This window comes from Blastococcus litoris, assembly GCF_003075095.1.
Lineage (GTDB): Bacteria > Actinomycetota > Actinomycetes > Mycobacteriales > Geodermatophilaceae > Blastococcus_B > Blastococcus_B litoris.
The window spans coordinates 51,878-66,253 of record NZ_QCZF01000002.1 but is presented as its reverse complement, the minus strand read 5'-3'; the positions used below and the strand labels follow the sequence as shown (position 1 = coordinate 66,253).

The window sequence follows — 14,376 nt, the reverse complement described above, 5'->3', positions numbered from 1 at the left end:
CAACGAACCGGCCCAGGGGTCACACGAGTCCCATCCGTCGGGGAGCATGGGAGGACCGATCGGTCCCCTCCGGTAGACAGGTGACATGGAGAGCACTGCCGACATCCAGGTGGGCGACGTCGTCGCCCCGCGGGCGGCGGTCTCCATCGAGATCACGTCCACGCCCGTCCTCAGCTACGCGCTGGCCCACAACCGGGTGCCGGTGGTGTCGCGGCTGGCGGTCACCAACCTCGGCGGCCCGGTGCGCGCCGCCACGGTGCGCCTCGGCGTCCGCGACGCCGAGGGCCCGATCGCCCAGACCGTCGAGCTGCTCGCCGACCTCGACGAGGGCCGGACGACGGTGCTCACCGATCTCGGCCTGGTCATGGACCCGGCGGCGATGCTGCACGTCGAGGAGCAGCGGCCGGGGGTCATCGACGTCGAGGTGCTCTCCGACGGCGAGGTGCTCGGCGAGAGCAGCCGCGTCGTCCAGGTGCTCGCCGCCCAGCAGTGGCTGGCCACTCCCCTGCCGCTGGCACTGGAGATGCTCGCCGCACACGTCATGCCCAACCACCCGGCGGTCACGGCGGTGGTGTCGGAGGCGGCGACCGTCCTGGAGGAGCGGACCGGGCGCGGATCGATCCAGGGCTACGCCGACGGACCGGAGCGGGTCGACGAGATCGTCGCCGCGGTAGCCACCGTCCTGCAGCGGCGCGGCATCCGGTACAGCGAGCCGCCGCTGAGCTGGTCCGACCTCGGGCAGCAGGTGCGCTCGCCGGGCGACGTCCTCACCTGGCGGGTGGGCACCCCGCTCGACCTCGTCGTCCTGATGGCCGCCGCCCTCGAGCAGGCCGGCGTCCGGCCGCTGCTGTGGCTGGCCGACGGGCACGCGTTCCTCGGGTACTGGCGCGAGGAGCGGTCGGCCGAGTCCGCCGCGACGACCGACGCCGCACCGCTGGTCAACCTGGTCGACCTCGGGCTGATCGGGCTGATCGAGACGATCCTGCTGACCAGCACCGGCGAACTCGCCGCCGACCTGCACACCCCCGCCTACGGCGACTGGCTGGCCGGCGAGCTGGACCGGGTCCTCGGCGTCACCGACGTGCACCGGGCCCGCAAGGACGGCATCTTCCCGCTGCCGGCCCGCGCCCGCGACGAGGACGGCGTCCTGCAGGTCGTGGAGTACCGGCCGGCCCTGCACAGCGCACCCGCCAAGCCGGAACCGGTCCCGTCGACCCCGACCTCGAGGCCCGAGCCGCCGCCGCGCGTCCAGCAGTGGAAGAACGCCCTCCTCGACCTCAGCCTGCGCAACCGGCTGATCAACTACACCGAGCGGTCCGGCCTCGCGCTGACCATCCCCGGCCCGTCGCTGGGGATCCTCGAGAACTTCGTGCACGACGGGACGCCGATCACCCTGCTGCCGGCCGACCAGCTGGCCGCCGTCCAGGCCGAGCGCGGCATCACCACCGCCCGCGAGCTGCCCGACGAGCAGCTCACCGAGCTGCTGGTCGAACGGCGCGAGCTGCACGCCGACGTCACGAGCGGCGGCTACCTGCCCAAGCTGCGCAACCTCGCCTACAAGGCGAAGACGGTGCTCGAGGAGACCGGCGCCAACAACCTCTACCTCGCGCTGGGCAGCCTGGTGTGGGAGCTCGACGGGCGGCCGCTGCGCTCGCCGCTGGTGCTCATCCCGGTCGTCCTCGCGCCGATGGGGCGCACCGGCTCCTACCGGCTGAGCCTCGACGAGTCCGGGGCGAGCACGCCGAACTACTGCCTGCTGGAGAAGCTGCGCCAGCTGCACGGGCTGACGGTCCCGACGCTGACCGAGGCCGCCGTCGACGGCACGCTCGACCTCGATGCCGCCTTCGAGGCGGTGCGGTCGGCGCTGGTCGGGCACGGGCTGCCCTACCGCGTCGAGTCCACGGCCGACCTCGCGATCCTGCAGTTCGCGAAGTTCCGGCTGTGGAAGGACCTGGACGAGCACTGGGCCGACTTCACCGACAACCCGCTGGTCCACCACCTGGTGCACGAGCCGACCGAGGCGTTCGAGGACCCGGCCCGCGACACCGGCCCCTACGTGGACCTCGACGAGCTGGCCGCCGAGCTGCCCGCGCCGGCCGACGCCTCCCAGCTGCGGGCGATCGCCGAGGCCACGGCCGGGCGCACGTTCGTGCTGGAGGGCCCACCCGGAACCGGCAAGTCGCAGACCATCACCAACCTGCTCACCCGGGCGGTCGCCGAGGGCAAGCGGGTGCTGTTCGTCGCGGAGAAGCGGGCCGCGCTGGACGTCGTCGCCCGCCGGCTGGACGCGGTCGGCATGGGCATGTTCGCCCTCGACCTGCACGACAAGGGCTCGCGCGCCTCGATGGTGCGGGCACAGATCCGGCTGGCGCTGGAGCACGCGGTCGCCGTCGACGAGCAGGGCATGGCCGCCGACGGCGAGTCGCTGCGCTCGGCCCGCCGGCTGCTGGCCCGCTACGCCGACCGGCTGCACGAGCAGAACGCCGTCGGGCTGTCGCTGTACTCGGCCCGGACCTCCGAGCTCGCCGCCGGCACCGACGTCGCGCCGCTGCCGGTGCCGCTGCCCTTCGCTGCCAACGCGCCGGCCGAGGTGCTGCGCTCGGTGCGGGTGGAGCTCGCGCTGCTGCCCGACATCGCCGACCTGACCCGGCCCTCGCCGCGGCACCCGTGGGCGTTCGTCGACTCCCCCGACATCGACCTGCCCGCCACCCAGGCCGCGGCCTCCGCCGTCGACGCCGCGGTGCGCGAGGTGCAGGCGGTGCCGGAGCTGGCCGGCGTCCTGCGCCGGACGTCCACGGTCGAGGAGCTGGACGCGCTCGCGCACGTCCTCGGCGGCCCGCCCGTCGGCCTCGACGTCCTCGACGAGACCTTCGGCGCGTTCTGGACGGCGGCGACGTCGGCCGTGCTCGGCGAGATCGCCGCCTTCACCGCGTTCCGCCACCCGGGTCTCGACGTCTGCACGCCCGAGGTGCTGCGGCTGCCGCTGGCCGAGATCTACGTGGCCGCCCAGACCGCGGCGGCGTCGTCCTGGTGGGGACGGCGGCGCAAGCTGATCGCCGTCCGCGACTCGCTCGCGCCCTACCTGCGGCCCGACGCCAAGGTCCGGCCCAAGGACGTCCCCGCGGTCGTCGAGAACCTGTGGCGGGTGCAGACCGCCGTGCAGGCGATCGCGACCCGCGCCGAGTCCATCTCCGGGCTGTCGGTGCCCGAGGGCTGGAACCCGTTCACCGACGGCGACCTGCTCGCCCGCCAGGTCGACTGGCTGCGCGCCGCCGGCGCGGCGGTCGACGGCTCGTCGCTCTTCCACGTGCAGCTGCGCAAGCTGATCGTCGCGGGCGTCCCGGCCGGGCCGGCCGCGGCGCAGGCGGTCGGGCACCTCCGGGACGCCGTCCGCCAGCTGATCGCCGCGTGCCGCACCAGCTCCGACCAGCTGGCCCGCTGGGCTGGTGAGGACGGCTTCGTCCTGCGCTGGTCGATGACCCGCCCCGAGCGCGGCGGCGACGGCTCGGTGCTGATGTCGCTGCGCCGCTGGGTCTCCTTCCTCGACACGCTCGAGCCGCTGCGCTTCGCGGGCCTCTTCGACGCCCGGGTGCTGCTGCTCACCGGCGAGATCAAGGCCGACGACGCCGTGCGCGCCTTCGACCGCGGACTGGCGATGGCGTCGGTGTCCGAGCGGCTCGACGCGACCGGGCTCGACATGTTCGACGCCGGCGCGCACGAGAAGGCGATCCGCCGCTTCACCCGCGCCTCGCGCGCGGTGCGCGAGCACCTGACCACGGCGCTCCCGGCCCGCGTGCTGGCCGCCCGGCCGTTCGACGCCACCTCCGGCTCGGGCCAGGTCGGCGCGCTGCAGCGGGAGCTGGCCAAGCAGCGGCGCGGCCTGGGCGTGCGCCAGCTGCTGGCCACGTACGGCGAGCTGATCACCCAGGTGATGCCGTGCGTGCTGGTGTCGCCGGACTCGGTGGCGCGGTTCTTCCCGGCGGCGTCGAACCAGTTCGACCTGGTGGTGTTCGACGAGGCGTCGCAGATCCGGGTGGCCGACGCGGTGGGTGCGCTGGGTCGTGCTCGTGCGGCCGTCGTCGTCGGCGACTCGAAGCAGATGCCGCCGACGTCGTTCGCCGAGCCGTCCTCGGTCTCCGACGACGCCGCCGACCTGGCCGAGACGGCGGTCGAGGACGAGGAGTCGATCCTCTCCGAATGCGTGCAGGCGCGGGTGCCGCGGCAGTGGCTCTCCTGGCACTACCGCAGCCAGGACGAGTCGCTGATCGCGTTCTCCAACGCCCAGTACTACGGCAACCGGCTCTCGTCGTTCCCGGCCCCGACGCACGGGCGGCCCTCGGCCGAGCCCGACGGGCGCGGCGTCGCGCTGGTGCGGGTGCCGGGCACCTTCCACCGCTCGGGCGCCGGCCGGCTGCTGCGCACCAACCCGATCGAGGCCAAGGCGATCGTCGCCGAGATCCGCCGGCGGTTCGACGCGGTGCCGAAGTGGGACGGCGTGGACGCGGTGCCCTCGATCGGCGTCGTCACGTTCAACGCCCAGCAGCGCGCCTACATCGAGGGGCTGCTCCGGGACGCCGACGACGAGCGGCTGGCCGCGGCGCTGGACCGCACCGACGGCGAGGGCCTGTTCGTCAAGAACCTGGAGAACGTGCAGGGCGACGAGCGCGACGTCGTCCTCTTCTCCACCGGCTTCTCGCCGAACGCCTCCGGGGAGCTGCCGCTGAACTTCGGCCCGCTCAACCGGGTCGGCGGCGAGCGGCGGCTGAACGTCGCCGTCACCCGCGCCCGGCGGCAGGTCGTCGTCTTCTCCTCCTTCGACCCGGAGCAGCTGCGGGCCGAGGAGACGTCGTCGGTCGGCATCAAGCACCTGCGGGCCTACCTCGACATGGCCGCGCAGGGCACCGACGTGCTGCCCCGCGACGCGCGGTCGGCCGCGGTGGTCGACCGGCACCGCGAGGAGATCGCCGCCGCGCTGCGCGACCGGGGGCTCGTCGTGCGCACCGACGTCGGGCTGTCGGAGTTCAAGGTCGACCTCGCCGTGGCGCGGGTCGCCGACCCGGACACCCCGCTGATGGCCGTGCTGCTCGACGGCCCGGCGTGGGCGCGCCGCGGGACGGTCGGCGACCGGGACGGGCTGCCGGTCGAGGTGCTCGGCGACATGCTGCGCTGGCCCGTAGTAGAGCGGGTGTGGCTGCCCTCGTGGCTGGCTTCACCCGACGCGGTGCTCGAGCGGCTGGTGGAGGCGGTCGACGCGATCCCGTCGGAGCCGGTGGCCGAGCCGATCCAGCTGCCGACGGCGGCGCAGGAGTCGTTCAAGGGCGTGGCGGCGCTGCGGTCGTCGGTGACCGCGTCGGTGGCCGTGCCGGCCGCGCCGAAGCCGGCGAAGGCGCCCGCCCCTCGCAAGCCGTCGGCGCCGGCGGTGATGGACGGCGAGACGCCGTTCGTGCCGTGGCTGCCCAAGCCGGCCGGGGAGAAGACGGTTCTCGACGAGCTGCCCGCGTCGAAGGCGGCCCGCCCGGTGCGCCGGGTGATGACGGCGGGGGTCAAGGCCGAGGGCCCGATCCACGTCGACCGGCTGGCGAAGCTGACGGTGAACGCGTTCGGGCTCAACCGGGCGTCGGAGGCGCGCAAGAACACCCTGCTGTCACTGCTGCCGCCGTCCGCGGTGGTCGGCGACTACCTGTGGCCGGAGGGCGTCACGCCGGACGCGTACGAGGGCTTCCGCCGCCAGACGTCGAGCACCGACCGGCCGATCGACCACGTGGCGCCGGAGGAGATCGGCAACGCGATGGTGGCGCTGTGCCGGGCGAGCGCCGGGATGATGGCCGACGAGCTGCTGACCCAGGCGGCGGCGATCTTCGGCTACAAGCGGCGGACGCCGGCGATCACGCCCGCCCTCGAGGCGGCGCTCAAGCTGGCCCTGCACCGCGGCAAGCTCACCGAGCAGCCCTCGGGTCTGCTCACGGTCTGAGTCCTCCCCTGCTGCCGAGAAGGCAGTCGTGGTCGCCCCGCACGGCGTGTCCGCGCGTGTCGGCGACCGCAACTGCCTTCTCGACGATCGGCGTCGCTCCCCGAGCGCGCAGGGGCTGCGGGGGCCGGGGCTCTCTGTCAGATGTCGGCGAGATGCTGCCCCCGTGCCGCATCTCGACCTCACCCAGCCAGCTCATGCCTACTTCTTCGGCTTCGCCCAGACCGACGGCAGCCACTACGCAGGCACCCGGCAGCGGGGTCGCCTCACCATCGAGCTCTCCGAGTGCGACGACGCGTTGCTGCATACCTTCACCACGTTGTTCGACGTCCACTCGAGGGTGTCCTACCGCCAGCGGACCACCAATTTCGGCGCCCACCGATCCGCGACGTGGACCCTCTGCGACCTGGCGTTCCGTCGGGAGCTCACCGAGCTCGGACTGCCGCCGGGGCGCAAGGCCGTGACAGCGGCTCCCCCGATCACTGCCTTCAGCGTCCGGGACTACGCCCGTGGCCTGGTCGACGGAGATGGCAGCGTCGGCTTCACAGGGACCGGCCTACCGTTCGTGAGCTTCGTGACCGCCAGCGAGGCCCTGGCGCGCTTCTTCTGCGCCCAGGTCTCGGCTGTCAGCGGGGCACGACGCAACCCGGCCAGGAACTCCCGCGACGGTGTGTTCAACCCGATGGTCGCCGGAGACCCTGCCGCGGCCTTCGCCGAATGGCTGTACCCGGACGGCTGCCTCGCGCTCGAGAGGAAGCACGCAGCCGCGAAGCGAGTGGCCGCATGGACGAGACCAGCAGACATGCGAGCGCGTCCCGTCGCCGGTGCTCGACGGTGGACCGCCGCCGAAGACGCCGACGTCGTCAACGGCACGGTGGAAGCAGCGGCGATCCGGCTGGGGCGCACCCCAGCGTCCGTCAGCGTGCGCCGGTGGCGCCTACGGGGAGGCGGCGATGAGGAGAGTGGCGACGGAACCGGCGCCTGAACGGCCCGACGGCGGTCAGCCGACGGCGACCGAGCCGGTGCCGGTCGGGACGAGCTCGACCCAGGTGGTCCCGGGTGCCAGCAGGATCGGCTGACCCGCGGCGTCGGTGAGGACGACGGGGGCGTCGGCCGACACCTTCGACCAGCTCGCCGCGATCGACGCGCCGCCGCTCGCGACCAGGGCCTCACCCGAGCCGACCATCTGCGTCTCGGGCACCGGGTTGCCCGCCGGGTCGGTGAAGGCGGTGTTGACCACCTGCACCCGCAGCACGACGACGTTCGCCGCCCGCAGCGGCGTGCCGTCGGACTCCGTGGCCGGCGTGCTGCCCTCGGCGCGCAGCCACGCGCCGGTCGGCGCGCTCCACGTCCACGACGGGCGGCTCATGCCCGACAGCTTCAGGTTCACGACGCCCGTCGGGACGCCGCCCACCGTCGCCGACGGCTGCTGGTCCGGTGTCGCGTGGGCGAACTGCGGCGCGGGCGGGGCCAGGTGCGCGGGGTCGGCCTGGCCGAGGAAGGCGTTGGGGTCGGCGTAGACGTTGTGCGGCGCGTACCGCGTGTTCAGCCGGTAGAAGCCCGCCGCACCGCCGTCGTGGCTGACCACCTGGAGCCCGGCCGCGGCGACCGCGTCGACGAACGGCCGCTGCCCACCGGAGAACGCGAAGAGGCCGCGCAACGGGGCCGCGATCGCGGTGTCCATCGGCCGGACGGAGCGGATCGGGCCGATCTGACCGGGGATGGTCGAGTGGTAGACGGCGACGAACCGGGTGATCCCGCCCTCCACGACCTCCTCCCACACCATGTCGGCGGAGTTGAGGCCGGTCTGCGGGCGGGCATCGACCGAGTTCTCGATCTTCACCGCGAGCGCCGGGCGGTCGGGCACCGGGCCGCTCTCCACCCCGAGCAGCGGCCAGTAGACCGGCGGCGGGGGCGGCGGTGGCGGCGGGGCCGTGGTCGACGGGGCGGCCGCCGGCTCGGCGAGCGGCTTCGCACCGCAGCCGACCGCGACACCGAGCAGCAGCGCCACCACGAGCACCTGGGCCGCGCGTCGACGTCCGCGGGAGCGCGGGCGCGTCCTCCGGGCAGAGCCGTCCACGGGGCACCTCCCTCCGCCGAGCGGCGGAGGTCCCGGTCGGCGCCCCAGCCGATGACGTCATCGGCGGTTCCGCGACGAAGAGGTACCGCTGCCGCAGCGAGATGGTGCTCCGCTCCGGCCGGGAGCGGTCAGGTTCGCGCGATGCCGAGCAGGGTGACGTCGTCGGTGGCCGGCGGGTCGAGCGCCGTCAGCACCGCGTCGAGCAGCTCCTGCGGATCGGCCGGCGCCGCCGCGGCGGCCGAGCGGAGGTGCTCCAGCCCGGCGGCCATGCCCTCCCGGCCGCGCTCCACCAGGCCGTCGCTGAACAGCAGCAGCCGGTCGTCGGCCGCCAGCCGCAGCCGCGTCTCCCGGTACCCCGCGGCGTCGAGCAGCCCGAGCGCCGGCCCGCGGGCCGCGGTCAGGTAGTCGGCGCCGCCGGCGGTGGCGTGCAGCACCGGCAGGTGCCCGGCGTTGGCGACGACCACCTCGCCGGTCGCCGGGTCCAGCTCGACGACGACGGCCGTCGCCATCTCCCCCGGCAGGAGCGCGGCGATCACCTGGTTGAGGCCGTCCAGCGCCACGCCCGGCCCGGACGCCCGCAGCAGGTGGGCCCGGAGGGCGTGCCGGAGCTGCGCGGTGATCGCGGCCGCGGCCAGCCCGTGGCCGGCGACGTCGCCGAGCACGATCGAGATCCGGCCCCCGGGCAGCGGCACGAGGTCGTACCAGTCGCCGCCGACGACGTCCTGCGCGCTGGGCAGGTAGCGGGCCGCCAGGTCGAACCCGGCGACCTTCGGCAGCTCGTCGAGGAGCAGGGTGCGCTGCAGGGCGGTGACCAGCCGGTTGTCCTCGGCCGCCCGGCTGAGCGCGGCATCGGTGAGGTCGGCGGCGAGCGTGCGGGCGGCCGCCACCTCGTGCGGCCGCCACGGCTGCGCGGTCTCGCGCACCGTCTCGCTCCAGGCGTCGAACGACCGGCGCGGGCTCAGCCGGGGTCCGGCGTCGGTCTGCGCCGTCTTCGAGGTGTACGGGTTGCCCCCCCAGGTGACCTCGCGGATCGTCTCGGGCCGGAACCAGGCGAGGTAGTCGTCGCGCCCGCCGGGAACCTCGACGGCGAGCACGCCGCTGGCGGTGTCCGCGAGGTCGGCGGCGTGCGGCAGCACGCGGCTGACCGCGTCGGTCACCGACACCCCCGCCGCGAGCAGTTCGCGCACCAGCGGCTCGACCCGCTCGGCCGGCGGCGTCGTCCCGAGCAGCCGCAGCTGGCCGTCGATGCGGACGGCGGCGCCGGCGGCCGGCACGAGGTCCAGCGCCGTCACGTCGCCGTCGGACAGTGCTGCCGCGAGTTCCCGCGGCGTCCGGCCGACGACCGCCGCCAGCTGGGCCTGCCGGTGCGCCACCTCGACGACGCCGGACTGCTCCCCCGCCGCGACCTTCGTGGGCAGCAGCAGCGAGGCGGTGCGGCCGAGGAACTCGGCGGCCACGCGGTCGGCGTAGGACGGGCGGTGCGGGCCGGCGTAGTGGTGGCAGGCGATCAGGCCCCAGAGCCGGCCGTCGTCGATCAGCGAGACCGACATCGAGGAGACGACGCCCATGTTGGCCAGGTACTCCAGGTGCACCGGCGAGACGCTGCGCAGCATGGCGCCGGAGAGGTCGAGCGGGCGGCCGCCGACCGTCGGTGGATCGAGCGGGACCCGCTGGTAGCCGGCGTCCGGGATGAGCCGCATCCAGTTGGTCGCGTAGAGCGCGCGGGCCTGCGCCGGGATGTCGCTGGCCGGGTACCAGAGGCCGAGGAAGGGCTCGAGGTCGTCGCGGCGGGCCTCGGCGATCACCTCGCCGTTCCAGTCGGCGTCGAACCGGTAGACCATGACGCGGTCGAAGCCGGTGAGCGCGCGGACGTCGCGGGCGAGCACGTCGGTGAGCTCGTCGAGGGTCGTCGTCGCCGACAGCCGCTGGAGCACGGTGGGCAGCCGGCGGTGCCACTCGGCGCCGGCGTCCCCCGCCCCGGCGACCGGCTCCCACTCGGTGACCAGCAGGCCGTCGGCGCGGTGCAGCACGAGGTCGACGCCGTCCAGCACGCGCAGCGGGTTGGCCTCCGCGAGGTCGCCGGCGAGGGCGGCCCGCAGGCGGGCGGTGTCGTCGGCCCCCAGCAGCTCGTCGAGGGAGGCGCCCGCCACCGGCCGGCCGAACAGCCGGGCGGCGTTCCCGGACGCGACGACGACCGCGAGGTCCGGCTCGGTGACCGCCAGGAGGACGCCGTGCGGCTGGATCGCACCGGGGATAGCGATCGGCTCGTCGGCGCAGCGCAGCAGCGCCTCCTCGCTGACGGCGAGAGGTTCGGCGGAGGTCACCGCGGCGACGTCACGTGCGGGCGTCCCGCTCGCCGAACCCGATCTGCGCCACCGACTCGACGAGCGGGACGACCGCTCCCAGCTCCAGCAGGTCGATGGTCAGCCGCACCGGCCCGTTCTCGTGCGGCACCACGACGTGCAGCGCGACCCCCTGCGCGGCGGCCGCGCGGGAGATGCGGACCAGCTGCCGGGCGCCCGAGGAGTCCAGGAAGTAGGTGTCGGTCAGGTCGACGACGAGCGAGGACGGCGCGCCCGCGAGCTGCGCGTCGACGGCGGCGCCGAGCTCGGGGGCCGTCGACAGGTCGAGCTCACCCCGTACCGTGAGCGCCGGACGCCCCGCGAGGGTCGTCCGCTCCACGTCGAACAGCACGGACAGCTCCCTCGTCGGCGGCACACTGCTGGCACGAGGGTACGGGCAACGATCTCGAGGAGGTGAGCTGCCGGTGAACGTCGCTTTCAGCGTCCGTCTTCCGGTGGACGCGCAGAGCGTCCCGCTGGTGCGCGGACTGCTCCGGCAAGCGCTCCAGTACCTCGGGGTGGTCGCCTCCGGGATCGACGAGGTGCTCCTCGCGCTGTCGGAGGCGTGCGCCAACGTCGTCCAGCACGCCGGGGAGCACGAGGAGTACCAGGTCGACGTGACGATCGACGACCACGTCTGCCGGATCACCGTGCTCGACGACGGTGACGGTTTCGACGTGGCGGCGGCCGCCGCGGCGCGGCCGAACTCCCCGCTGGACGGCGGCCGCGGGCTGGTGCTCATGCAGGCGCTGGTGGACCGGCTCGACTTCGCGCACACCGAGGACGGCCGGCACGGCGTCCACCTGGAGAAGCAGCTGGTCACCTCCCCGCGACTGCGACTGCTGCCGACCTGAGCTAGCCGCTGGCGTTGGCCGGGCGGGCGGCGACCAGCTCGCCCAGCGCGTGGCCCCACCGGCGGGCGCGGTCCTCCTCGCCGTCGGCGAGCGGGCCCTTCGTGTCGACGACGAAGAAGTGCTCGGCCGGCGCCGCGAGGGTCGCGCCGAGCCCGCGCAGCAGCTTCTCCTCCGACTTCGCGGCGTGGTCGAGCCTGGTGATCAGCTTCGGGTGGTCCATCCGCGTGTCGAAGGCGGCCGCGTTGATGATCCGCGGCAGCTGGACGCGGTCGAGCCACTCGTGCAGGCCGTAGTGCGTGTCGGGGATGTCGGCGCCCTGGTCCCTGACCGCGCCCTCGCGGGTGGACTGACGGGGCATGCCGAAGGCGTGGTTGGGGCCTCCGACGACGAGCAGCCGGACGTCGCCGGACACCTGGATCGGGGCGTCGCGGGCGGAGGCGACGTCCACCGGCAGGCGGCTCGCCAGGCCCTCCGCGATCGCCATGGCGATCGCCTTCGCGTCACCGAACACCGACTCGTAGACGACCAGGGCTCGGGCCATGGCTCGCTCACCGCCTCGCGACCGGGGGTCCGACGGTAGAGCCGGATCCCCGTCCGTGGGGCGGTTCGCGTCCTCAGGAGCCGACGTCGACGGGCTCGTCCGGGGCCGCGCGGCGGCGTCGGGCGCCGTCGTCTTGGATGGCTCGGGTGAGCGCCTCCTTCCCCGCCGACGTCGAGGACGCCGGCCGCCGGCTGGCCGGGGTGGCCGAGCGGACGCCGTTGCAGCGCAACGCCCGGCTGTCCGCGCTGACCGGCGCCGACGTGTGGCTCAAGCGGGAGGACCTGCAGGTCGGCCGCTCGTACAAGATCCGCGGCGCCTACAACACGATCAGCCGGCTCCCCGACGACGCCCGGGCCGCGGGCGTGGTGTGCGCGAGCGCCGGCAACCACGGGCAGGGCGTCGCCTACGCGTGCCGGGCGCTCCAGGTACGCGGCCGGGTGTTCGTTCCGGGCACGACGCCGCGGCAGAAGCGCGAGCGGATCGCCTCGCTGGGCGGCGACATGGTGGAGCTGGTGGTCACCGGCGACTCCTACGACGAGGCGGCGGCCGCCGCGGACGCGTCGGCGCGGATGACCGGCGCGACCCTCGTGCCGGCCTTCGACGCGCTGCCCACCGTGACCGGTCAGGCGACGGTCGCCGTCGAGGTCCTCGAGCAGCTGGGGGCGGCGCCGGACGTCGTCGTCCTGCCGGTCGGCGGTGGTGGCCTGCTGGCCGGGTGCGGGACGTGGTTGCGGGCGGTCGTGCCCTCGACGCGGCTGGTCGGGGTGGAGCCGGCCGGTGCGGCGAGCATGGCGGCGGCGCTGGCCGCCGGCGGGCCGGTGGACCTGCCGGAGATCGACACGTTCGTGGACGGCGCGGCGGTGCGCCGGGCGGGGGCGGTGACGTTCCCGCTGGTGCGCGACTCGGGCGCCGAGCTGCTCGCCGTCCCGGAGGGGCAGATCTGCACCGAGATGCTGGAGCTGTACCAGACCGACGGGATCATCGCCGAGCCCGCGGGCGCGCTCGCGACGGCTGCGCTGAGCGGCGGTCTGGTGACGGTCGAGCCGGGTCAGACGGTGGTCTGCCTGCTGTCGGGCGGCAACAACGACGTCAGCCGGTACGCCGAGGTGGTGGAGCGCTCGCTGGTGCACCGCGGGCTGAAGCACTACTTCCTCGTCGAGTTCCCGCAGGAGCCCGGCGCGCTGCGCCGGTTCCTCGACGAGGTGCTCGGCCCGGACGACGACATCGTCCTGTTCGAGTACGTGAAGCGCGACAACCGGGAGACCGGGGCGGCGCTGACGGGCATCGAGCTGGGGTCGGCCGACGGGCTGGCCGGGCTGCTCGCCCGCATCGAGGCGAGCCCGCTGCGCATCCAGCACGTCGCCCCGGGGACGACGGCCTACCGCTTCCTCGTCTGAGGTCAGCAGCCCTCGACGACCTGGCCCGCGCGGGCGTCGAGGAAGAAGCCCGCCTGCCAGAGCGCGGTCCGCTCCCTCTCGGCGCGATCGTGGACCTCGAACACCGTGTTGTTCCGCAGCATGGTCTCGACGGTGTCGTCGCGGCTCTCACCGGAGACGACCTTCGCGTAGAAGTCGCACTCCATCACGACCGGCCACCACTTGTGGGAGCGGAACTGGGCAGGCTGCCCGAGCAGGTCCAGGTAGGCGAGCTCGATCTCGGTTCGCTGGATCGCGATGTCCTCGCCGCCCCACGAGTTGGAGAACCAGTAGTAGTCCATCAACGTGTCGGTCATCCTGACCCGCGCGTCGCGCCGGGAGAAGCGCCCCGCGCCCTCGGGGGACGCGTCGACGTCCTCACCGGGCCGGGCGGCCTGCTCCGGGCAGAAGCGCTCCCCCGCCTCGGCACGGGCCGCGGCCATCACCGCGGCGACGGCGGGCGTGGTCGAGGACGTGTAGCCCACCCCGAGCGCCTGAGCCATCGCCGCGGCGGAAGCGTCCGCCTCGGCGACCCAGGCGTCGAGTTCCGCACCCGTGTGCTCCGGGAGCCACAGGCTGCACCAGGCAGCCGGCACGACCCGCAGCGCCGGCGCGATGCCATCGGCCGTCGCCGGGTCGACCTCCCGGACGGCGACCAGGTACTCCGCCAGATCCGTGCGCAGCGTCCGCGGGCGGGGCTGGTCGTCGAGGTCCTCGCCGTGGTCCGGTGCGTAGTCCACGGGCAGACCCATCTCCGCGGGGTCGATCTGCTCGGAGGCCGCCTCCTCGGCCTCCTCGGCCGCGCGCCTGGCCTCTTCCGCCTCCTTCTCCGCCCGCAGCTCGGCGAGCGGCTGGCGCACCTCCGCACCGAGGACGGCGTCGGAGGGCAGCGCCCGGAGAGTCCGGACGTCGTCGAGCGGGCCCGCCCCGAGGTTCACCGGCTCCCCGGGATCGACGCGCGTCCCCGCCGTCGGCTCCTGGGCCACGACCACCCACTGGTCCTCGTCGACCACGAAGACCCAGCCGACGATGTGGTCGGTGTCGATGTCGTCGAACCCCGCTGCGAGAAGCGTCGCCTCCGCCGTGTCGAGCCGCTGCCCGACCAGGTCCGGCATGCGCACCGCGTCGTCCCCGCACCCCGCCAGCACGGGCAGGACAGCCAGCAGGACGGCGCAC

9 protein-coding genes are annotated in these 14,376 nt (G+C 74.5%); 4 read left to right on the top strand and 5 right to left on the bottom strand.

Annotated features, from left to right (window positions below):
- Window positions 1–85 precede the first annotated feature (85 nt).
- Window positions 86–5,971 carry a DUF4011 domain-containing protein gene (locus DCS98_RS04775; protein ID WP_116450241.1) on the top strand — a complete coding sequence of 1,962 codons (5,886 nt, stop codon included), beginning with the start codon at window positions 86–88 and terminating at the stop codon, window positions 5,969–5,971.
- Window positions 5,972–6,134: 163 nt separating this feature from the next.
- Window positions 6,135–6,953, top strand: coding sequence for a hypothetical protein (locus DCS98_RS04770; RefSeq protein ID WP_206340102.1), 819 nt, complete (start codon window positions 6,135–6,137; stop codon window positions 6,951–6,953).
- 15 nt (window positions 6,954–6,968) lie between these two features.
- Here the strand turns inward: DCS98_RS04770 and DCS98_RS04765 are convergent, their stop codons facing one another.
- From DCS98_RS04765 to DCS98_RS04755, 3 genes are all read right to left on the bottom strand, one after another.
- Window positions 6,969–8,048: a DUF3048 domain-containing protein gene (locus DCS98_RS04765; protein WP_116450240.1), complete on the bottom strand. Its 1,080-nt coding sequence runs from the start codon at window positions 8,046–8,048 to the stop codon at window positions 6,969–6,971.
- Window positions 8,049–8,176: 128 nt separating this feature from the next.
- Entirely contained in the window at window positions 8,177–10,372 is a 2,196-nt protein-coding gene (locus tag DCS98_RS04760; RefSeq protein ID WP_116450239.1) for a SpoIIE family protein phosphatase, read from the bottom strand.
- A gap of 10 nt (window positions 10,373–10,382) precedes the next feature.
- Window positions 10,383–10,742 (bottom strand): STAS domain-containing protein, encoded by a 360-nt coding sequence (locus tag DCS98_RS04755; RefSeq protein WP_206340101.1) that lies wholly within the window; start codon window positions 10,740–10,742, stop codon window positions 10,383–10,385.
- Window positions 10,743–10,845: 103 nt separating this feature from the next.
- Between DCS98_RS04755 and DCS98_RS04750 the strand changes: the two genes are divergently transcribed.
- Complete coding sequence (locus DCS98_RS04750; protein ID WP_164704384.1) at window positions 10,846–11,244, top strand: ATP-binding protein; 399 nt, start codon at window positions 10,846–10,848, stop codon at window positions 11,242–11,244.
- 1 nt (window position 11,245) lies between these two features.
- Here DCS98_RS04750 and DCS98_RS04745 read toward each other — a convergent pair whose 3' ends face one another.
- Window positions 11,246–11,785 (bottom strand): flavodoxin, encoded by a 540-nt coding sequence (locus DCS98_RS04745; RefSeq protein ID WP_116450236.1) that lies wholly within the window; start codon window positions 11,783–11,785, stop codon window positions 11,246–11,248.
- A 146-nt stretch (window positions 11,786–11,931) separates the two neighbouring features.
- Here DCS98_RS04745 and ilvA point away from each other — a divergent pair, with 146 nt between their 5' ends.
- Window positions 11,932–13,182 (top strand): threonine ammonia-lyase IlvA, encoded by a 1,251-nt coding sequence (ilvA, locus tag DCS98_RS04740; RefSeq protein ID WP_241037185.1) that lies wholly within the window; start codon window positions 11,932–11,934, stop codon window positions 13,180–13,182.
- 2 nt (window positions 13,183–13,184) lie between these two features.
- On the opposite strand, the gene DCS98_RS04735 is transcribed toward ilvA, so the two are convergent.
- Window positions 13,185–14,315 carry a PASTA domain-containing protein gene (locus DCS98_RS04735; protein WP_241037285.1) on the bottom strand — a complete coding sequence of 377 codons (1,131 nt, stop codon included), beginning with the start codon at window positions 14,313–14,315 and terminating at the stop codon, window positions 13,185–13,187.
- Window positions 14,316–14,376 lie beyond the last annotated feature (61 nt).